The organism is Ruminococcus sp. OM06-36AC (assembly GCF_003438725.1).
Classification (GTDB): Bacteria; Bacillota; Clostridia; order Oscillospirales; family Ruminococcaceae; genus Ruminococcus_C; species Ruminococcus_C callidus.
Map to the genome: position 1 here is coordinate 41,946 of NZ_QSTT01000016.1, position 20,790 is coordinate 62,735.

Consider the following 20,790-nt stretch of genomic DNA (forward strand, 5'->3'; position numbering starts at 1 on the left):
TTTTATTCTAAAAGTCAATAGAACGTTTTGTTCTAGCATAAAATAAAACCATATTCTTGAAAGGGTGATATTTTATGCAGTATATTCGCATTCGGAACTTACGGGAGGACATGGACATGACACAGACGGACATGGCAAGGGTGCTGTTCATCAGCCAGCGAACCTATAGCTATTACGAGTCCGGCGGGCATGACATTCCCACGGAAGTGCTGGTACGCATTGCCGATTTTTATCAGGTGTCGGTGGACTATCTTCTGAACCGGACGGACAAGCGGGAGATGAACCGATAAAAAACCGCACTTGCAGCATGTGCTGCAAATGCGGTGTGAAAATATTTGTGCGGTATTGCCTTAGGAATGTTGTTTTTGTTTTCGCCGCCGCAGCCAACAGTTTCCGGTGAAAAACAGCAGCGTCAAGGCAATTCCGGCGGCGGAGCAGTACTTTCCGGCTTTTGCCAGCGGAGCTGTATAGGTGATGCTGATCTGATGCTCTCCCTGTGTGATCGGGAATCCCAGAAAGTCTGTGTCTGTGCGGGAATAGGCGGTTTCCTTTCCGTCCACGGTGACGTGAAAGCCGGTGTCATAGGGGACTGCCAGCACGAACCAGCCGTCCTGCTTCACCTGAATGCTGCCAGCCATGGTGTCGTCACCGAGGGTGTCGTGGTGCAGCTGCCACGGGCTGATTTCCGCGGAGGTGTCCTCCAGTACCTGATATTCCATGGTGTACATCACCGGTTTGGAAATGACATAATCGCCGGCGGAAAATTTCAGTTTCAGTTTCTGAATGGACTTGTCGGAGGAAAGCGTGTACTGGAAGTTGTTGTTATTGTTCTGGTACTTCCACTGGGGGTCTGTCAGCTTGTTGCGGATACCGTTAATGGTAATTGCCACGTCGCCGGTGGTGGTGCCGTTCCCGAGGTGATTGTCCACGTGGAATTTCAGCAGAAGCAGATCATCGATCGGCTCATCGAGTGTGACCGTTACCGAGAAGTCCGTTTTGCTGTGCACATAATACTTGCCGTCACCAATGGCGGTGATCTGTTTGTCACTGTATGCCGTGGCAGTATAGGACGGGGCGATCTGATGAATGCTGTCCGGCTGCTTGGCGTGGAATGTGGAATCCTCCGGCAGGTCTGCGGCATGGACTACAGCATTTTCCAGCAGTGCTTCCAGCTGATTGGGATAACGAAGTCCTTTCAGTTCCTCGGTAGTCATGATGTTGGAGGTGGCGAAGCCGATGGGATAGGCAAGCGTGTTCTCGTACAGCAGATACGCTCCCTCCTGTCCGATCTGCCGGAATCCGTAACGGGTAATGGGCTTTTGGCTGATCAGATATTTTTCTCCCATGAGAATGCCAAAAACCGGATTCTTGGACTGTACGATCATGGCGGCGTTCCGAATGCCGTTTTCGTTGTGGGTCTGCCGGAAATAAAAGTCGGAAAATGCGGCATTGTGGACAGAGGAATAGACAGAACTCCGGTAGTAATTGCTGCCCCAGATGCGGTTTACTGTGTCGCCGGCGTGGTACTCGTTGGAAATGCGGTAAAAGCCGTCGTCTTCTGCTGCAATCTGATCTGTCAGTGTTTGAATCTCCGAGGAATAGACAATGCTGACATCTTCCTTGGACATGTAGGTGTCGCAGAGATTGACTGTCAGACAGGTCGCGGTGCTGAATGCCAGCGTAGGGATCAGCAGGATTTTTGTGGAGGCGTTTCCGGAAGGCTTGGCATTCTGCCGGCGGAAATAGAACAGGAATGCCGCCAGCATCGAAAGCCCGTCCAGAATCACTGCAATTCGCTCTGCATCAGTTCCGGTCTGGGACAGGATACCCATACCCAGTACTGCGGAAAACAGCAGCAGCGTGGAACGCAGGGCGATCTGGTGGGACAGTAAGGTCTTCCAGAAGAATCCGCACAGCAACAGCAGCAGTGGCAGCAGGGGAATGTACGCCTTGGGATCCAGATACATCGTGCCGTTCATGAGGTACAGCAGCAGAGGACACGCCAGAATCACGCCAAAGATACCGGCGAGAAACCGGTATGCCCTTTGCGGAAAGCAAAGCATGGCACAGATCGCCAGAATGCTGAAAGAGGTCATGCCAATGGAAAAGGGACTGTATGTCAGATAATTCAAGTGCATGCCGGGCATCAGAAGGCTCCAGAGGCTCTGAGAGCTGCCGGAAACATCTCTGCCGTGTAGCAGAGTCCATGCCACCGGCAGCAGCAGAAACGCGGCGAGAACGGCTCCCAGCAGCAAATGCAGACAGGTGATGCCAATTGTCCGCATCAGCTGCCGGAACAGGTGCACATGATGCTGGTGCAGGGTGAGAAAAACGGCGTAGATGAGAATCGCGAAAAAGGCTCCTACGCTGAAAAAGAAGCTGGTGAGGAGAATGCAGGCAGATGCTGCGATCAGCGAAAGACTGCACCGTTTCTCCAGAGCATGATGCACGGCGAACAATGCCCAGAACAAAAAGGGAAAGTAGTTCACGAACATGATGTGGTGATGACTGTGGAAGATGACCGGTGCCGCCAGCAGGTAGAGCACTGCCATAAAAAGGGACAGATTGGGAACAAACCATTTCCGCAGCCAGAAATAGCAGAGAAATGCACTGAGCAGCGTCAGCAGGATGTTGGAGATTTGCAGGTACGTCGCCATAGATAGCCACGGAAACGCAAAGGACAGCAGGATCACCGGACTGTACAGCCCGTAGTAGGCGAAATTGAAAATATTCTGTCCGCTGCCCAGCTGCATGGCGAAGTTGGGAAAGAGATTACCGGTGGCATAGAAACGGGTGCGGAAGTATTCCGGAATGGCAAAGTGCTGGTTGCTCCAGTCCGTCTGTGCCCCGTATACACAGCCGGGGTGCACCAGAAAGATCAGCAGCACTACAGCCCCCAGAATCCCTGTCAGAATCCCGCAGTGCAGCAGTGTCTTTTTACGTGTTGTCGTCATCAGTGCTTCCTCCGCGAATCTGTGTCCACATCTCATAGGGGTTCATGTGGGACAGATTCTGAATGGTATGTGCCTGCGAAGTGTACAGCTGTAGCAGGGCTTCCTTTTGTTGCAGTGCGTCATCGGAGATCGGTGTCAGGCTGTCCTGTACGTCAGGCAGCGTTACTGCACAGTAGTACTTTCCAAAGACGTACAGTGGCTCCTGCAATTGGTTGGCATCGTACAGGGCGGTGACGATCTGGTGTGTCATCTTGTGGTGAATGTGTCCGTATTCGCCCTTGGCGTTATGGGTGACGATGTCCTCCCACGGCTGATAGGTCATAACTTTTTCGAGGTCTGTCTGTATCTGGGAACGAACATGTGTCCAGTCGTCCCGCTTGCCGGCGACTTTGTCCGGATAGGACAAGATCAGCCCCACATTGTTCGAAGCCTGCATGACTGCCTGAAACTCTGCGGAACGGGTGGCGTTATATCCGTTGGTAATGCACACCACCAGATACCCGCCGTCTGCGATGTGAGCACCGCCCCAGAGGGTTTCGTCGTCGGGGTGTGCCACGATCATCAGGTGGGTGATGCCGGTCAGATCCAGTTCTGCCAGCCGTTCGTCAGTCAGCGGTGCAATATCATAGGCACGTGCAGAGGCGACTGCACGGCAAAGCCCGAACAGTCCGCCCACCAGTGCCAGAATCGCCAGAAGCACGGCGAGAATTTTTTGAAACTTGATGCGATGTGATTTCATAGAAAACGCAACTCCCTTGCTATGACTGTTTCAACTGTTGTATATGTCGTACAGCAGTTTGCAATATTAGTATAGCACAGTGCAGTGGAATTGTCAAGGGCAAAACGCAAAAAACCGCCTGTATTCCGCAAATGGGAATACAGACGGTTTCTCAAAGAATGGGAGGTAAACCACTCTTTGCAGTAATTACTTTAGATTTGAGCGATCAGACATTGAAGATGATGTCGCTGTATGCCGGTACCGGCCACTTTTCAGAAGGTGTGATAACTTCCAGAGCGTCCACAGCGGCACGCAGATCGTCCATTACCGGAATGACATCTTCCCGATAGGACTTTGCCATAGACAGTACGCAGTCATCCTTTGCGGCAGCAGCAGCTACAGCAGCCTCCAGCTTCTCGGTAGCTTCATAAGCTGCCTTTGTCAGGCTGCTGACCTTTTCTGCCAGTTCCTTTTCAACGCAGGAGCAGATGTCCAGTGACTGCTTCACTGCGGCAGCATCGCACAGTTCCTTGGTGTAGGCAATACAGGTCGGAATATACTTCTTCTTTGTCATGTCGATCATGGTCAGGGCTTCAATATTGATGGTCTTTGCATAGTTTTCCAGCAGGACTTCCATACGAGCCTTGATTTCCTTTTCGGACAGTACGCCGAATTTCTGGAGCAGAGCAACATTCTTGGCATCTGCATAGTGCGGAACGCAGTCAACAGTGGATCTGAAGTTCGGCAGACCACGCTTTTCTGCTTCAGCGACCCATTCGTCGGAATAGCCGTTGCCGTTGAAGATGATACGCTTGTGTTCCTTGATAATGGAAACCAGCAGCGATTTCAGCTCGTCATCGAACTTGTCAGCCGGAACGCTTTCCATCTTGTCGGCGATGTCAGAGAGTTCGCCGGCAACAATGGCATTCAGCAGAGAGTTCGGGCAGCCGATGTTGTCGGAAGAACCAACCATACGGAATTCGAAACGGTTGCCGGTGAAAGCGAACGGAGAAGTCCGGTTCCGGTCGGTGGAATCCTTCGGGAAGTCCGGCAGAGCGTCTACGCCGATCTCGAATACCTTGGATTCGCTCTTATAGGAAGTGCCTGCTTCCAGTGCGTCCAGAACGCCCTGTAATTCTTCGCCCATGAAAATGGAGATGATTGCCGGCGGAGCCTCATTTGCACCCAGACGGTGGTCGTTGCCGGCAGAGGAAGCACTGATGCGGAGCAGATCTGCATATTCATCAATACCCTTGATGATTGCACACAGGAAGGTGAGGAACTGCATGTTCTCCATCGGTGTGCAGCCCGGATCCAGCAGGTTCTGTCCGTCGTTGGTTGCCATAGACCAGTTGTTGTGCTTACCGGAACCGTTGACACCTGCGAACGGTTTTTCGTGCAGCAGGCAGACCAGACCGTGTTTCAGGGCAACCTTTTCCATAACTTCCATTGCCAGTTCGTTCTGGTCGGTGGAAATGTTGGTGGTGGAGAATACCGGAGCCATTTCGTGCTGTGCCGGAGCAACTTCGTTGTGCTTGGTGGTAGCGAATACGCCAACCTTCCACAGAGCCTCGTCCAGATCAGCCATGTAAGCAGCAACGCGGGGCTTCAGGTTTGCGAAATACTGGTCGTCCAGTTCCTGTCCCTTCGGCGGCATTGCACCGAACAGGGTACGACCGGTCATAATCAGGTCTTCACGCTGATCGTACATCTTCTTGTCGATCAGGAAGTATTCCTGTTCCGGACCTACGGTAGAGGTGACCTTGGTTGCGGTGGTGTTGCCGAACAGACGCAGAATGCGGACTGCCTGCTGGCTCAGAGCATCCATGGAACGCAGCAGCGGTGTTTTCTTGTCCAGTGCTTCACCGGTGTAGGAAACGAATACGGTCGGGATATACAGAGAGCCTTCCTTGACGAAGCAGTAGGAAGTCGGATCCCATGCGGTATAGCCTCTTGCAGAGCAGGTTTCACGCAGACCGCCGGACGGGAAAGAAGAAGCGTCCGGTTCGCCCTTGACCAGTTCCTTGCCGGAGAAGTTCATAATTACCATGCCGTTGTCAGTGGGGCTGATAAAGGAATCGTGCTTTTCAGCAGTAGAACCGGTCATCGGCTGGAACCAGTGGGTGTAATGTGTGGCACCGTGCTCGATCGCCCAGTCCTTAATGGCATTTGCAACCACATCTGCATAGGTGGGATCCAGCGGAGTCCCCATTTTGCGGGTCTTGGTCATTGCCTTATAAACCGGCTTCGGGAGTCTTGCCTTCATGACTTCGTCATTGAAGACGTCGCATGCAAAGTACTCAGCAACATTTTTGGACATGATAGTTACCTCCTAAAAATAAAAAGCATTTTCATGGTTCACCGTTTTCTGTACAAGCTTCAGTCTGTTTGTACCGGTTTCATCATGGAAACGCCTTTGTTTCACGTATCATCTTCGAACCGCTTTGAGAACTCTGCATCGGCATCTGTCGGCAAATATCCCCTGTTTCTGGGGCGTATGCTGTTCGTCCTGCTGCTGTCTGTTCTTCAAGTCGGCTCTCCTTGTCACAATCATTTGCCGGAAACGCATGAGGTGAAATCCCTCTGTGTTCCGTTGACAATATTATCATACTCGAATTTTCTGACTTTGTCAAGTGCTTTTCCGCCGATTCTGCAATTGCCTTGATTTCAAAATGAAAAAATCTGTTTTCCTATCAAAAAAAAGAAAAAAACCGCTTTTTTTGAAAGAATCATATTCGGGATTCTGTGGGGTGCCGGCACAGGCGGCGGATACATCAAAAAGGAAAAAAATCTGTTTTCGCAGAAAAAACAGTAGATTGCCCTTGACAAACAGGTGAAATCATGGTATAGTTATATAGTTGATATAAGTACAATTGTTTTTTGTACACGGACTGTTTGCTGCGGGATCAGCAAAGGGTCCTGCATTTTGCGGAAAGAGGAGGAGAAACGCAGCCGGAGGGCAGGCTTTGTCACAGAAGCATGCTTTCGATACTGTGCAGACAGGAACATGGACAAACGGACACGATATATTGTAGTAGATACCGCAGTGCTTCCGGAAATTTTCGGAAAGGTGCTGGAAGTCAAAAAGCTGGTCGCCGACAAGACCGAACGCAGCTTTTCCTCGGCGTGCAAACGTATGGGGATCTCACGCAGTGCCTTTTATAAATATCGGGATTGTGTGTTTGCCTATGATGACAAGATGACACAGCAGATCGTCAACTTTTCGGTAACGCTGCGGGACGAGGCAGGCGTGCTTTCCAATGTGCTGACTACATTATATAGCATGCGTGCCAATATCCTGACTGTCAACCAGAACATTCCGGTGGACGGCGTGGCACAGGTTTCTCTGTCCCTGAAAATGGGCGAGGGTATGGCAAATCCCATTGACATTACGCACAAGATCTCTGCCCTGCAGGGCGTTGTAGAGGTGCGGCTCCTGTCCGGCGAATAAACGGCGGATTCTCAAAGTCTGCTGAAACTTGGAGGAAGTAAAGTAATGAAGAAAATTGCAGTATTGGGTTATGGCGTAGTTGGTTCCGGTGTTGTGGAACTGTTCTACCGCAATCAGAAGAAAATCGAAAAAAATACCGGCACAGAGCTGGAAATAGGATATATTCTGGATCTGCGGGAATTTCCGGATGATCCGTACGGTGACCGCGTGGTACACGACATTCAGGTGATTCTCGACGATCCGGAGGTCGGCTACGTGGCAGAGTGCATGGGCGGTGTCAATCCGGCGTTTGACTTCGTTCGCCGTTGTCTGGAAGCCGGTAAGAGCGTTGCCACTTCCAATAAGCAGCTGGTTGCTGAAAAAGGCGACATTCTGTTGCAGGTGGCAAAGGCACATCACGTGAACTTCTTCTTCGAAGCCAGCGTCGGCGGTGCGATCCCGATCATTCGTCCGCTGCACACCTGTCTGGCTGCCAATGACATCTCCGCAGTTGCCGGCATTCTGAATGGTACCACCAATTTCATTCTGGAAAAGATGTTCTGCGACAAGATGCGTTTTGATGATGCACTGGCACTGGCACAGAAGCTGGGCTATGCAGAGCGTGACCCTTCCGCAGACATTGACGGCGGCGATGCCTGCCGGAAGATCTGCATTCTGTCCTCGCTGGTATTCGGCAAGCACGTATATCCGGAACAGGTATACACCAAGGGTATCCGCAACATCACACTGGAAGACGTACAGCTGGCACAGGATTTTGGCGGTGCAGTGAAGCTGATCGGTGCGGTAAAGCGTCTGGAAAGCGGAAAGATCCTGCCTACAGTGATGCCTATGGTTGTCATGAACGAGAGCCTGATTTCCCATGTCAACGGCGTGTTCAACGCTGTCATGGTATGGGGCGACGGTGTGGACAAGACCATGTTCTATGGCCGTGGTGCCGGCAAGCTGCCGACTGCCAGTGCCGTACTGGGTGACCTGATCGACGAGGTAAAGCAGACCGATACAGTAGAATCCCAGAGCTGGGAACCGGCAGAAGAAGGAGCAGACTTCGTGGCTCCCATTGACGACTTCTTTGCAGCACGCTGCTACCGGACTTCTCCCTGCGGCAGCGGTGTATTTGCCAAGATCGCTGACGAAGTCGGCGTAAAGCTGCTGAACACCAGAGAAAACGGCTGCATGATCAGCGGCTGCGACCAGAAGACCGCAGAGGCATTCAAGCAGAAGCTGGCAAAGGAAGGCGTGGAGATTCTGTCCCGTATTCCGGTTCTGGACGACGAAGCGTAAAGCCCGCCTGACGGCTTTGCTGTAACATTTTTTGTAAAAAGCACTTGCATTTTTCGGTGCGGTGTGATAAAATAAATTGATAACGTGTAGCGAAACGGCGTAAATCCAGTTAGAATCTGACTGGGTTTACGCCGTTTTTGCATATATTGGGCAACATTGCACAGAGTTTTGTGCAGTGTCGCCATTGACTTTTGGAGGTTTAGAAATCATGCAAGAAAATCACTCGGCGACACAAACCGGAACCCCGAACAAACTGGCGGATTTTCCAATCCGCACCCTGATCCTGAGCATGGGAATGCCCATGGTGCTCTCTATGGTATTGCAGGCGGTGTACAATATTGTGGACACCGTTTTTGTCAGCCATATGAAGAACGGAGCCACTGCCGTGCTCGCCCTGACGGATTCCTATTCCATTCAGCTGCTGATCGTGGCTGTTGGCGTGGGCACTGGCATTGGCATCAATGCCCTGCTTTCCAAGACACTGGGCGAGCGAAATTCGGAAAAGGCGGCTTGTATTGCCGGAAACGGAATTTTTCTGGCGATCTGCATCTATGCCGTTTTCCTGCTGTTCGGCATTTTCGGCACGAAGCTGTTTATCGCCATGCAGGCAAACGGGAATGCTCTCCGGCAGGAAATGGGTGAACAGTATCTGCGAATCTGCTGTATGGGTTCCTTTGGCAGTATCGGTTATACTGTCTATGAACGTTTTTTGCAGGGAACCGGTCGCACAAATCTTTCCACAATTGCACAAATCACTGGTGCCGCGTTGAATATCCTGTTGGATCCGCTGTTTATTTTTGGATTGGATATGGGCGTTGTCGGTGCTGCTGTGGCAACCGTTGTGGGACAGGTAGCGTCACTGGTCATGGCAATGCTGTTTCACTACCGGTGGGATCGGGAGATTCGGCAGGACTGGAAACGCATTCGTCCTCGGTGGGGACTGATTCGCGGCATCTACGCCATCGGGATTCCTGCCGCAGTGATGCAGGGGCTGCTTTCTGTCATGGTGCTGTTTGTGAATCTGGTATTCGGCACACAGGGAGATCTGGCGGAGCCATTGCAGGCTGCCTATGGCATTTATTATAAGATTCAGCAATTTGCCCTTTTTGCAGCGTTCGGCTTGAGCAACACGCTGATTACTGTGGTGGCGTTTCATTATGGCAGACGGGAAAAAGCACGTCTGCGGCAGTGTGTTCGCTACGGGCTGCTGTACGCCGCCGGACTGATGCTTATAGTGACAGTTTTATTTCAGCTGTTTGCAGCACCGATCTCCGGTTTGTTTCAGAGCGACGGCAGCAGGGAAGTGCAGCAGCTTTGCATGCGGTCTATGCGTATCTGTACGCTGGGCTATGTGTTTATGGGAATCACTGTGCTGATACAGGGCATCTTGCAGGGCTTTCGCTGTGTGTTTTCGCCGCTGCTGCTGGCACTGCTTCGCCTGCTTGTGCTGCCGATTCCGTTTTGTCTGCTGTTTCTGATGTATGAACGCGGTGCAGAACTGGTCTGGTGGGCGTTCCCGCTGGCGGAATGCATTACAGCTGTGGTGTCTGTTCCGATTCTGCTGCGAACTTTCCGGAAAAAGACAATGCCCTCTGCATAACAAGAAACGAGCCTGTTTTTTCGGTTGAAAACAGGCTCGTTTTTTATTGTGTATGTTCTTCGTCGCTGTCAACGGTATTGTTGATATGGTTCTGATACCGCCATTCTCTGGGGGAAATGCCGTAGTTGTTCTTGAATGCTCTGGAAAAGTGCATCTGGTTGGCATACCCCACTGCCAGCCCAACATCCCCGATAGAAAGACTGGTCAGCTTCAGCAGCTCCGCCGCTTTGAGCATGCGGTAATTCAGCAGGAATTCCTGTGGCGTTTTCCCCAGTGCTTCCTTGAAAATTTTGCCGAAATAAGTGCGGTTCAGTCCGCAGACACCGGCAATATCTTCAATCGTGATCTCATTTTGAAAGTTGTGTTCAATGTAGGTCAGTGCCTCGTGAATGTAGAATTCCCGCAGTTTGCTGCCGTGTTCCAGCTGTTCATCTGCCGCAGAACGCAGAAGATAATCCAGAAACAGATAGAGATGCCCGATCAGATGAAAAGGCGACTCATCTTTGTGGCGGGAGATGTACAGCATTTCGTTTGCCATGTCCTCCCGCAGGCTTTTGTTTCTGGCATGATAGACCGGTTTGTCCAGCGAAAGCCCAATGGTGTCCAGCAGGGACTTCACACGGAGTCCGTCGAATTCCAGCCAGACGTATTCCCACGGCAGCTGCTTGTCGGCAACATAGGTGGTGATCTGGTTGGGGAAGATCATGAACCCCTGCATGCTTTTGATCGAGTAGGTCTGGGTGACACCCTTGCTGTCGTCTGCCATCAGGGTGCCGGTGCCGGATAGAATATAGTGAAACAGATAGTGGTTTCTCGCAGCCGGTCCGAAAGAGTGTGCCGGTGTACAGCGTTCCCACCCGAACTGGAACAAGCCGAGGTCTACAAAGTTCTGATTGGGAAAAATTGAAAAGATCAAATTCTGCATAATATTACCTCTTATCATAAATTTCATCTGAACTTGTACCATTTATGTTTTTTGTTGTTCATATGATACTCATTATAGCACGAAATATACCAAAATGCAACCTGTTTTTTGATATTTGCGGGAAAAGCGGCAAAATGGTATGAAATAAGTTGATTTGTGGTATTTACCAGTTGCATATTGGTATGTTATAATAAAAGCAGCAAAAAACACAGGGTTTTACCTGAAAAGGAGGAAGATCACATGAGAAGAAAGCATGTAGTCAGCAGCCTGATTTTGGCAGGTGCCGTGTTGTCCACACTGCCGCTGTCCGGCTGTGCAGGTACATCGAAAAATGACGGGAAAACGGAAGTGACAATGGTACAGTATAAACCGGAAGCTGTTGCGGCTTTCGAGGAAATGGAGGAACGCTTTAATGCGACCCATGATGATATTCATCTGACCATTGAATCGCCCAATGAAGCTATGACTGTGCTGAAAACACGGTTTATCCGCGGGGATTATCCGGACATTATCGGTATCGGCGGCGACATCAACTACTCCAACTTTCTGGACGCAGATATGTTTCTGGACGTTTCCGATTTTGAGGGCGTGTCAGGCATCAAACCGGCATATCTGGACATTGTAGATGAACTGGAGTTCATTCCGAAAGACGGGGTATACGGACTGCCTTATGTGGCAAACTGTGCCGGAATCCTGTACAACAAGGATATGTTCGAGGAGAATGGCTGGGAGATCCCTACCACATGGAGCGAATTCACCGACCTGTGTGAAACCATTCAGAACACCTCTGATGTGTACCCGCTGTATCTGGGATATAAGGACACATGGACTTGTATGGCACCGTGGAATGCACTGGCAGTAGGCTTGTCTTCTCCGTCCACCTGCAGCGATGTCAACGCCGGAAAGACGACCTTTACGGACGCATATCAGGAAGTTGCCGAAAAGGACAAGGTACTGCTGGACTACGCAGAACCGAATCCATATGCGTACAGCTATAATGATGCCTGCACTGCTTTTGCACGGGGCGAATCGGCAATGTATCCCATCGGCAGCTATGCGGTGCCGCAAATTCAGTCGGTAAATCCGGATATGAACATTGACTCGTTTGTATTCCCTGCAAATGAGGACGAAGCAGATAACGTGCTGAACTCCGGTGTTGACCTGCAGTTCTGCGTGATGAAAGAAACCAAGCACAAAGATGCCGTTTACGAAGTGCTGAAGTTCTTGTATGACGATGAAACCATTCAGATCTATCTGGACAACCAGAACGCAGTGCCCTGTAAGGACGGCGACTTCACTCTGCCGTCGATGCTGGACGGTATGCGTTCCTATATCGATGAGGGCAGAATGTCCGACTTCCACGATCACCACTATCCCAGTGAGATGAGCGTGGACGCAATGGTACAGACTTATCTCATGGACGACAGCAGTGACTCCACCGCCAAGTTCCTGAAGCGTTTCGATAAGGAATGGAAACGGTATAACCGCGACCTGATCGCGAAAGTACAAAAATATGAGGAGGAGAATGCATCATGAGCAAAAGAAAAGCATTGAGCAGCAACAATCGAACCTATCTGGCAATGACCATTCCGATTGTCATTCTGTTCTTCCTGTTTAACACCCTGCCGCTGATTACTGGTGCAGTTTACAGCTTCACCAACTACCGCGGCTATGGTACCTTTGATTTCGTGGGACTGCGAAATTATATCGACCTGTTTTCTGATGAACGTGTCCTGCACTCCTACCTGTTCACATTCAAGTATGCGATTGCCGGAACCATTCTCATCAACTGTCTGAGCCTGTTGCTGGCAATGGGGCTGAACAGCAGGATCCGCTGCAAGAGCCTGCTCCGCGGCGTGTACTTTGTCCCGAATATTCTGGGCGGGCTGATCGTCGGCTATATTTTCAGCTTTATCTTTACCTACATCATTCCTGCTTTGGGCAAGGCAATGCACATCGGCTTTCTGGAAAACAGTATTCTTGCCAGTGAGAAATACGCGTGGATCGGCGTACTGGTTGTCGGCGTATGGCAGGCAGTCGCAATGAATACAATCATCTACATTTCTGGTTTGCAGACCGTTCCGGCAGACATCTACGAAGCCGGCATGATCGACGGTGCAAACCCGTGGCAGAAGTTCTGGAAGCTGACTTTCCCGATGCTGCTGCCGTTCGTTTCCATTAACCTGATTCTCAGCACCAAGAACATGATGATGGTATTCGACCAGATCATGTCTTTGACCAAGGGCGGTCCTGCACAGAGTACCGAGTCCATTTCCTACCTGATCTACAAAAACGGTATGGACGGCGGACAGTTCGGATTCCAGAGTGCAAACGCCGTAGTATTCTTTATTGTTATTGTGGCATTCTCGATCATTCAGATGAAGATTACCGGTAAGAAGGAGGAACAGCTATGAAAAAGACACATAAAATCGGCGGTACCAATGTGCTTCTGACCGTACTGCTGTTTCTGGGCTGCCTGACGGTATTGTTCCCGTTGTACATGACCGTCATGATCGCGTTCAAGAGCCCTACCGAAATGACAAATGACATTGCCGGAGCACTCTCGTTCCCCAGCACATGGAATTTCAGCAACTTCTCCGAAGCAATGCGTGTGACAAACTTCTGGCACTCGCTGGGCAACAGCTTTCTGATTACCGCAGTGACCATTGTGCTGGCAGTGCTGCTCCACTCTATGGCAGGCTATGCCATTGGCAGAAACATGGCACGGAAAAAGGGCTATAAGCTGATCTACTTTTACATCGTCAGCGGTATGTTCGTTCCCTTTGCCATTCTGATGATGCCGCTGGTCAAGCAGACCGCCATTATGGGACTGGACAACCGTCTGGGCGTTATCATTCTGTACTTGGTATTCTATATGCCCATGAACGTCATGCTGTACAGCGGCTATCTGAAAAACGTTCCGCTGGCAATGGAAGAAGCTGCAAACATTGACGGTGCTTCCACATGGAAAACCTACTGGACGATCATTTTCCCCATGATGAAGCCGATGCATGCCACCGTGGCAGTTCTGACGGCTCTTGGCACATGGAACGATGTCATGACACCGCTGGTGATCATGTCCAGCAGCGAAGACACCACCCTGCCGCTGGCACAGCTGAACTTCCAGACCCAGTTCGGCACGAACTACAATCTGGCGTTTGCTTCTTACCTGCTGGCACTGATCCCGATCCTGATCTTCTACATCTTCTGTCAGAAGCAGATCATCGGCGGTATTGCCAATGGTGCAGTAAAGGGCTAAAAATAAATTTAGTAGAATAGAGAATAGACAGAAAACCGTATGATGTGACAAGATTCGAAGAATGGAACTGCAATGTCATACGGTTTTCTGTATCCTGAAGGAGTGTTGGATATGGCAATCAAGATCAATACAGAAAAGCGAATTTTTACACTGGAAACAAAGCATACCATGTACCAGATGCAGGCGGACACCTACGGGGTCCTGCGGCATCTCTGGTACGGTGCAAAGACTGGCTGTGACATGTCCTATTTGCAGGACTATCCGGACGTAGGCTTTTCCGGAAATCCCCATGATGCCGGAAATGACCGCACCTATTCGCTGGACACCCTGCCGCTGGAATATGCCGGAGCAGGCATAGGCGATTTTCGGGTGCCGGCAGTGGAGGCGGTACACGCTGACGGCAGCTGTGCACTGGATCTGCGGTACTACAGCCACACGGTGAAACAGGGCAAGTATGCCATTGCCGGTCTGCCGGCGTTGTATGCCGGAGAGGACGAAGCGGAAACACTGGAAGTGGTTCTGCGGGATACGGCTTCTGCGGTGGAAGTGACATTGAAATACGGCGTGTTGCCGGAACTGGACATTGTGACACGCTGTGCAGAGATCCGCAATCTGGGCGAAGCACCGGTGACACTGACCAAGGCGGCAAGCCTTTGTCTGGACATGGGACAGGGCAGCTGGGAGTGGATACACTTCTACGGCAGACACGCCATGGAACGGCAGCCAGAACGCCGTCCGCTGCTCCACGGCATTCAGGAGAGTTCCAGCACCCGCGGTACGTCCAGCCATCACCAGAATCCCACTGTGCTGCTCTGCACACCGGACTGCACGGAAACCTCCGGTGCCTGCGTGGGGGCGGCTCTGGTCTACAGCGGCAGCCACCAGACCAAGATCGAGTGCGACCAGCTGGGGCAGGTGCGTGTAGTCATGGGAATCCACCCCGACCTGTTCCGCTGGGAGCTGGGAGCAGGGGAGTGTTTTGCCACACCGGAAGTGCTGCTGTCCTATAGCAGCACCGGACTGGAAACCTTGTCCCACCAGTTTCATCGGGCAATTCGGGAACACATCTGCCGCGGCAAGTATCAGCTGGCAGAACGTCCTGTGCTGATCAACAACTGGGAAGCCACCTATTTCGGCTTCGATACGGAAAAGATCCTGCACATTGCCGAAGAAGCTGCACGCCTTGGCGTGGATATGCTGGTGCTGGATGACGGTTGGTTCGGCAAGCGGGACGACGACTGTTCCGGTCTGGGGGACTGGTTCGTCAATGAGAAAAAACTCTCCGGCGGACTGTACGATCTGGTGGAGAAGATCAAGGCGATGGGCATGCGGTTCGGCATCTGGTTCGAGCCGGAGATGATCTCCGAGGACAGCGACCTCTATCGGGCACATCCGGACTGGGCGATTCGGATTCCGGAGCGTTCGCCGATGCGGGGACGGTATCAGCTGGTGCTGGATATGACCAATCCGGAAGTACAGGAGTACCTGTTCCGTGTCATGAGCGAAGTGCTGCACAGTGCAGACATTTCCTATGTCAAGTGGGACATGAACCGCAGCATCAGTGACTGGTACACCCAGACTCTGCCCGCAGACCGGCAGGGAGAGATGCCTCACCGCTATGTGCTGGGCTTGTACGCCCTGCTGGAACGGCTGACGGCGGCGTTTCCGGAAGTACTCTTTGAGGGTTGCAGCGGCGGCGGCGGCAGATTTGATGCCGGCATGCTGTACTACTGCCCGCAGATCTGGTGCAGTGACGATACCGATGCTCGCGAACGGACAAAGATCCAGTACGGCACATCGTTCTTCTATCCCGTTTCCGCAGTGGGTTCTCACGTTTCCACCGTGCCGAACCACCAGACCGGTCGCATCACACCGTTTGAAACCCGTGCGGTGACGGCTATGGCAGGTAGCTTCGGCTATGAACTGGACTTGAATCTGCTGTCTGATGCGGAAAAGCAGGCTGTGACAGAGCAAATTCAGCAGTTCAAGGCTTATGGCCCGCTGATCCACAACGGCAGGTACTACCGTCTGACCAACCCCATGACCGATGCAGAAGCGATCTGGGCATTTGCGGCACAGGACGGCAGCGAGATACTGGTGCAGGGCATGATCTTCCACGCCGAAGCCAACACCCTGCGGCATCAGGTGAAACTGCGGGGACTGTGTGCAGAAAAGCAGTACCGGCTGGACGGCACGGAACAAGTCTACACCGGTGCGGCACTCATGGCAGGCGGCGTGCTGCTGCCGAAGGCATGGGGCGATTATACGCCGGTATCCATGCACTTTACAGAAGTTTGAGGAAATTCCGCACAGTACGGGAAAAATGAAATGAGAGGATATGCGAACGATGATGACAGTTGCAGAATGGAAACAAACACTGAAAGCGGGAAAGCTGGACAAGAAGCTGAAACAGTTGTATGGTGACGATGCAGACATGCTGGTGCACCAGAAGAAACGGTACGCGGCGGCACTGGACGAATTTGCGAAGCTGTATCCCCAGCGGAAACAAGTCGGCATTTTCTCGGCTCCCGGACGCACCGAAGTCGGCGGCAACCATACCGATCACCAGCACGGCTGCGTGCTGGCGGCGGCGGTGAATCTGGACGTGATCGCCGTTGTCGGTTTTCATCAGGAGGGCGTGATCCGGCTGAAATCTATGGGCTATTCCCAGATTCAGGTGCAGCTTTCCGATTTGTCAAAGAAGCCGGAGGAGGAAGGCACTTCCACGGCATTGATTCGGGGAATCGCTGCGAAATTTGCAGATATGGGTGTGTCCCTCAGCGGCTGGGACGCTTACTCCACTTCGGAGGTGCTCAGCGGCAGCGGGCTTTCCTCCTCGGCAGCGTTTGAGGTGCTGGTGGGAACGATCATCGACCAGCATGACAACGGCGGAAAAGCCGGTGCAGTGGAAATTGCCAAGATCGGACAGTATGCGGAAAATGTATATTTCGGCAAGCAAAGCGGCTTGATGGATCAAATGGTCAGTTCCGTAGGCGGTTTCGTCTGGATCGATTTTGCGGACACTGAAAAGCCGGTGATACAGAAGCATACCTTTGACTTTGCACAAGCAGGATACTGTCTGTGCATCACAGATACCAAGGGCAGCCACGCCGATCTGACACCGGATTATGTGGCGGTTCCGACGGAGATGAAGCAGGTTGCCGCTTATTTCGGAAAGTCTGTCCTGCGGGAGGTTTCCGCAGAGCAGTTCCGGAAAGCCATTCCGCAGCTGAGAAAGACCTGTTCCGACCGTGCCATTCTCCGTGCGGCACATTTCTTTGCAGAGAGCGAACGGGCAACTGCAGAGGCAAAGGCACTGGAAGACGGCGATCTGTCTGCGTTCTTTGCACTGGTGCGGGAGTCCGGCACTTCTTCTGCGGAACTGCTGCAAAATCTGTTTTCCTGCCAGAAGCCCACAGAACAGGCGATTCCGCTGGGCATCTGGTACAGCAAACAGTTCCTTGGTGAAAAGGGTGCTGTGCGGGTACACGGCGGCGGCTTTGCCGGAACTATTCAGGCATTTGTGCCGGTGGAAGAAGCCGAGGCATATTGTCAGTGTATGAACCAGCTGTTCGGAAAGGGCAGCTGTCACAAGCTTTCTGTCCGTCCGCTGGGCGGTGTCAGAGTTTAAGCTTTTGGAAAGGAGCAATTGCAATGCGTATTTTAGTATTGGGCGGAGCCGGCTATATCGGTTCCCATACGGCACTGGAACTGGTGCGTGCCGGAGAAGATGTGATCGTGGCGGACAATCTGGTGACAGGGCACCGCGAAGCCATTCCGGCAGGGGCAAAGTTCTATCAGGGCGACCTGCACGACTTTGCATTTCTGGACAATCTGTTTCAGCAGGAGCAGATCGATGCAGTCATTCACTTTGCGGCATACTCGCTGGTGGGAGAGAGCGTCACAAATCCGCTGAAATATTATGACAACAACCTTTGCGGCACACGGGTGCTGCTGGAGGCAATGGTCAAAAATCACGTGGACAAGATCGTCTTTTCCTCCACCGCGGCAACCTATGGCGAACCGGAGCACATTCCGATTCTGGAAACCGACCGGACGCTGCCGACAAACCCTTACGGAGAAACCAAGCTGGCAATGGAAAAGATGTTCCACTGGACGGCAAACGCACATGGACTGCGGTATGTTTCCCTGCGGTATTTCAACGCCTGCGGAGCAGATGCCAGCGGCACCATTGGCGAGGCACATAATCCGGAAAGCCACCTGATCCCGCTGATTTTACAGGTGCCCAACGGCAAGCGGGAAGCGATCTCTATTTACGGCACAGACTATGACACGCCGGACGGCACCTGCATTCGGGACTATATCCATGTGACCGATCTGGCACAGGCACACATTCTGGCAGTGCAGTATCTGCAAAACGGCGGGGAAAGCAGCATTTTCAATCTGGGCAACGGCGTAGGCTATTCTGTGCGGGAAGTGATCGAAACTGCCCGCAAGGTGACAGGGCACCCGATTCCCGCAGTGGAAACCCCGCGGCGTGCCGGCGATCCTGCACGGCTGGTGGCTTCCAGCGAAAAGGCAAAGGCTGTGCTGGGCTGGAAACCGGTACATGACAGTCTGGAAGAAATCATTGCCAGTGCATGGAACTGGCACCAGCATCACCCCGACGGCTATGCCGAGTAAAGGAAACATAGAATTACCATTTAAACGTGAAAATTAAACGTGAAAAAAGCACCTCATTTTGAACTGCTCCTAATTGTTAGATTTTTTTGGTCTAACTTTTGGGAATTCAAAATGAGGTGCTTTCATCATTTTTGTGCTTTTCTGCAATTTTTTTAAATTTTTCGAATTCTGCATCGAAATCTTCTATTCCCACCGGAAGTCAACGAGTTTCTCTGCACGATACGTTTTCTTATATCGGCAAACCGCCTTGCTTTTTCTCCAAAAGTGAGGCTTGCCTTTTTCCGAAAAATCTGCTATACTAAAAGAGATAAAGGCAACACCTCATAAAGACTGTGCAGTGTTGCCTGAAACAATTCCGGAAAGGAGCGTGATGTTGTGCGGCGAAAGCTGAAAAAACTGATCAGCATGTTGACCAGCCGAGTGGTAATTATCGGATTCCTGATTGTCTTGCAGCTGGTGTGGTTTGTGATCTTGTTTCTGCGGCTGACACAGTATGCAACGTGGATCAATATTACATTTGTCGGACTGAGTCTGGCGATTGAATTGTATATCATCAATAAGTCCGGAAATCCCTCTTATAAAATTCTCTGGATGCTGTTTATCGGTACGTTCCCGCTGTTGGGCGGAATGATGTATCTGCTGTTCGGGGACAAGCGTCCCTCGCGGCGGATTCGCCGGCAGCTGCACCACGGCAGGCGGGTGATCGGGATTCGTCCCTCTGTAGGTTGTTCTGCGGCGGCACTTCCGGTACGCATGGCGGAAACCAGTTTCTATCTGGAAAGCAGCGGTTTTCCCATGTACCAGAATACCAAGGTGGAATATTTTTCTTTGGCAGATGAAGCGTTTCCCCGACTGCTGGAGGATCTCCGGAAAGCCAGACATTATATCTTTATGGAATATTTTATCGTGACAGAGGGAGTCATGTGGGATTCGATCAAAGCCATTCTGAAAGAAAAGGCAGCCGCCGGCGTGGAAGTCCGCTTCGCCTATGACGATCTGGGGAGCGTGGGCTGTCTGCCGAAGAATTTCCGGAAAGAACTTGCGGCGGCGGGAATCCATGTGCTGACGTTCAACCCGTTCCGACCGGCACTTTCCGCGGTGATGAACAACCGGAACCACCGGAAGATCACTGTCATTGACGGCTATATTGCCTATACCGGCGGCTTCAATCTGGCAGATGAGTATATCAACCAGAAACAGCGGTTCGGGCACTGGAAAGACACCGGACTGCGGCTCTATGGCGAGGGCGTGTACAGCCTTACGCTGATGTGTCTGGAACTGTGGAATGCATTCTACAACACCAATGACAACTGCAAGAAGTACCTGCCACACCGGTATCATCCGGAACCGTTTCCCACAGACGGCTATGTGCAGCCCTACTGCAACTCGCCCTTTGAAAATGAAACGCTGGCACAGGATATTTATCTGGATCTGCTGTATCAGGCGAAAGAGTATGTGTATATCTTCACGCCGTATCTGGCGATCGATGACGAAATGCAGCACGCCCTTTGCATGGCGGCACAACGCGGGGTCGATGTGCGGCTTGTGACACCGGGGATTCCGGATAAGCGTGTGGTGTATTCTCTCACCCGTTCCTATTATGAGCCGCTGATTCGGGCAGGGGTGCGGATCTATGAGTATACGCCGGGATTTATCCATGCCAAAAGCTATCTGGTAGATGACAGGATCGGCATTGTAGGAACGATCAACATGGACTATCGCAGTTTGTACCTGCACATGGAGTGTGCGGCAATGCTGGTGGAATGCAGTGCGTTGCAGAAGATGAAGCTGGACTGCGTTGTGACCATTGAGAAAAGCCGTCGTGTGACGCTTCAGGACTGCAAGCGTCGCCGGCACAGTCTGCTCTGGCAGGCAATCCTGCGGACGATCAGCCCGCTTCTGTGATCTAGGGTGTGTTGACACTAAGCCTGACACGTGTCTTTTGGGGTGATTTTTCC

General features: G+C 51.8%; 15 protein-coding genes. 11 read left to right on the forward strand and 4 right to left on the reverse strand.

What is annotated here, in order from left to right:
- The first annotated feature begins 74 nt into the window (after nucleotides 1-74).
- Entirely contained in the window at nucleotides 75-290 is a 216-nt protein-coding gene (locus DXB92_RS10235) for a helix-turn-helix transcriptional regulator (RefSeq protein WP_117733790.1), read from the forward strand.
- Nucleotides 291-350: 60 nt separating this feature from the next.
- Here the strand turns inward: DXB92_RS10235 and DXB92_RS10240 are convergent, their stop codons facing one another.
- From DXB92_RS10240 to DXB92_RS10250, 3 genes are all read right to left on the reverse strand, one after another.
- Nucleotides 351-2,954, reverse strand: coding sequence for a YfhO family protein (locus DXB92_RS10240; RefSeq protein WP_181977026.1), 2,604 nt, complete (start codon nucleotides 2,952-2,954; stop codon nucleotides 351-353).
- Entirely contained in the window at nucleotides 2,938-3,693 is a 756-nt protein-coding gene (locus tag DXB92_RS10245; RefSeq protein WP_021681339.1) for a PIG-L family deacetylase, read from the reverse strand. The genes DXB92_RS10240 and DXB92_RS10245 overlap by 17 nt, the downstream gene beginning before the upstream one ends.
- 205 nt (nucleotides 3,694-3,898) lie before the next feature.
- Entirely contained in the window at nucleotides 3,899-5,992 is a 2,094-nt protein-coding gene (locus DXB92_RS10250; protein WP_021681337.1) for a glutamine synthetase III, read from the reverse strand.
- A 687-nt stretch (nucleotides 5,993-6,679) separates the two neighbouring features.
- Between DXB92_RS10250 and DXB92_RS10255 the strand changes: the two genes are divergently transcribed.
- The 3 genes from DXB92_RS10255 (at nucleotide 6,680) to DXB92_RS10265 (ending at nucleotide 10,004) form a co-directional block, all read left to right on the forward strand.
- The gene (locus DXB92_RS10255; protein WP_021681334.1) at nucleotides 6,680-7,123 is read left to right on the forward strand and encodes an ACT domain-containing protein; all 444 of its coding nucleotides are present in this window, start codon (nucleotides 6,680-6,682) and stop codon (nucleotides 7,121-7,123) included.
- Between the two features lie 45 nt (nucleotides 7,124-7,168).
- Nucleotides 7,169-8,404, forward strand: a complete 1,236-nt coding sequence (locus DXB92_RS10260; protein WP_117733792.1) for a homoserine dehydrogenase — start codon at nucleotides 7,169-7,171, stop codon at nucleotides 8,402-8,404.
- Nucleotides 8,405-8,612: 208 nt separating this feature from the next.
- A complete protein-coding gene (locus DXB92_RS10265; protein ID WP_117733793.1) occupies nucleotides 8,613-10,004 on the forward strand; it encodes an MATE family efflux transporter in 1,392 nt (463 codons plus the stop codon).
- A gap of 43 nt (nucleotides 10,005-10,047) precedes the next feature.
- On the opposite strand, the gene DXB92_RS10270 is transcribed toward DXB92_RS10265, so the two are convergent.
- Nucleotides 10,048-10,929, reverse strand: a complete 882-nt coding sequence (locus DXB92_RS10270) for an AraC family transcriptional regulator (RefSeq protein ID WP_040646944.1) — start codon at nucleotides 10,927-10,929, stop codon at nucleotides 10,048-10,050.
- A gap of 240 nt (nucleotides 10,930-11,169) precedes the next feature.
- On the opposite strand from DXB92_RS10270, the gene DXB92_RS10275 reads away from it, so the two are divergent.
- The 7 genes from DXB92_RS10275 to cls all read left to right on the forward strand — a co-directional run bounded on the left by DXB92_RS10275 (nucleotide 11,170) and on the right by cls (nucleotide 20,737).
- Nucleotides 11,170-12,465 (forward strand): extracellular solute-binding protein, encoded by a 1,296-nt coding sequence (locus DXB92_RS10275; protein WP_117733794.1) that lies wholly within the window; start codon nucleotides 11,170-11,172, stop codon nucleotides 12,463-12,465.
- Nucleotides 12,462-13,343 carry a sugar ABC transporter permease gene (locus DXB92_RS10280; protein WP_117733795.1) on the forward strand — a complete coding sequence of 294 codons (882 nt, stop codon included), beginning with the start codon at nucleotides 12,462-12,464 and terminating at the stop codon, nucleotides 13,341-13,343. Before DXB92_RS10275 ends, DXB92_RS10280 begins: the two co-directional genes overlap by 4 nt.
- Nucleotides 13,340-14,188: a carbohydrate ABC transporter permease gene (locus DXB92_RS10285; RefSeq protein ID WP_117733796.1), complete on the forward strand. Its 849-nt coding sequence runs from the start codon at nucleotides 13,340-13,342 to the stop codon at nucleotides 14,186-14,188. The genes DXB92_RS10280 and DXB92_RS10285 overlap by 4 nt, the downstream gene beginning before the upstream one ends.
- 111 nt (nucleotides 14,189-14,299) lie before the next feature.
- Nucleotides 14,300-16,486 (forward strand): alpha-galactosidase, encoded by a 2,187-nt coding sequence (locus DXB92_RS10290; protein ID WP_181977028.1) that lies wholly within the window; start codon nucleotides 14,300-14,302, stop codon nucleotides 16,484-16,486.
- A gap of 49 nt (nucleotides 16,487-16,535) precedes the next feature.
- Nucleotides 16,536-17,819 carry a galactokinase family protein gene (locus DXB92_RS10295; RefSeq protein ID WP_347512271.1) on the forward strand — a complete coding sequence of 428 codons (1,284 nt, stop codon included), beginning with the start codon at nucleotides 16,536-16,538 and terminating at the stop codon, nucleotides 17,817-17,819.
- 23 nt (nucleotides 17,820-17,842) lie between these two features.
- Complete coding sequence (gene galE / locus DXB92_RS10300) at nucleotides 17,843-18,832, forward strand: UDP-glucose 4-epimerase GalE (RefSeq protein ID WP_117733797.1); 990 nt, start codon at nucleotides 17,843-17,845, stop codon at nucleotides 18,830-18,832.
- A 375-nt stretch (nucleotides 18,833-19,207) separates the two neighbouring features.
- Nucleotides 19,208-20,737: a cardiolipin synthase gene (gene cls, locus DXB92_RS10305; protein WP_242986642.1), complete on the forward strand. Its 1,530-nt coding sequence runs from the start codon at nucleotides 19,208-19,210 to the stop codon at nucleotides 20,735-20,737.
- Nucleotides 20,738-20,790 lie beyond the last annotated feature (53 nt).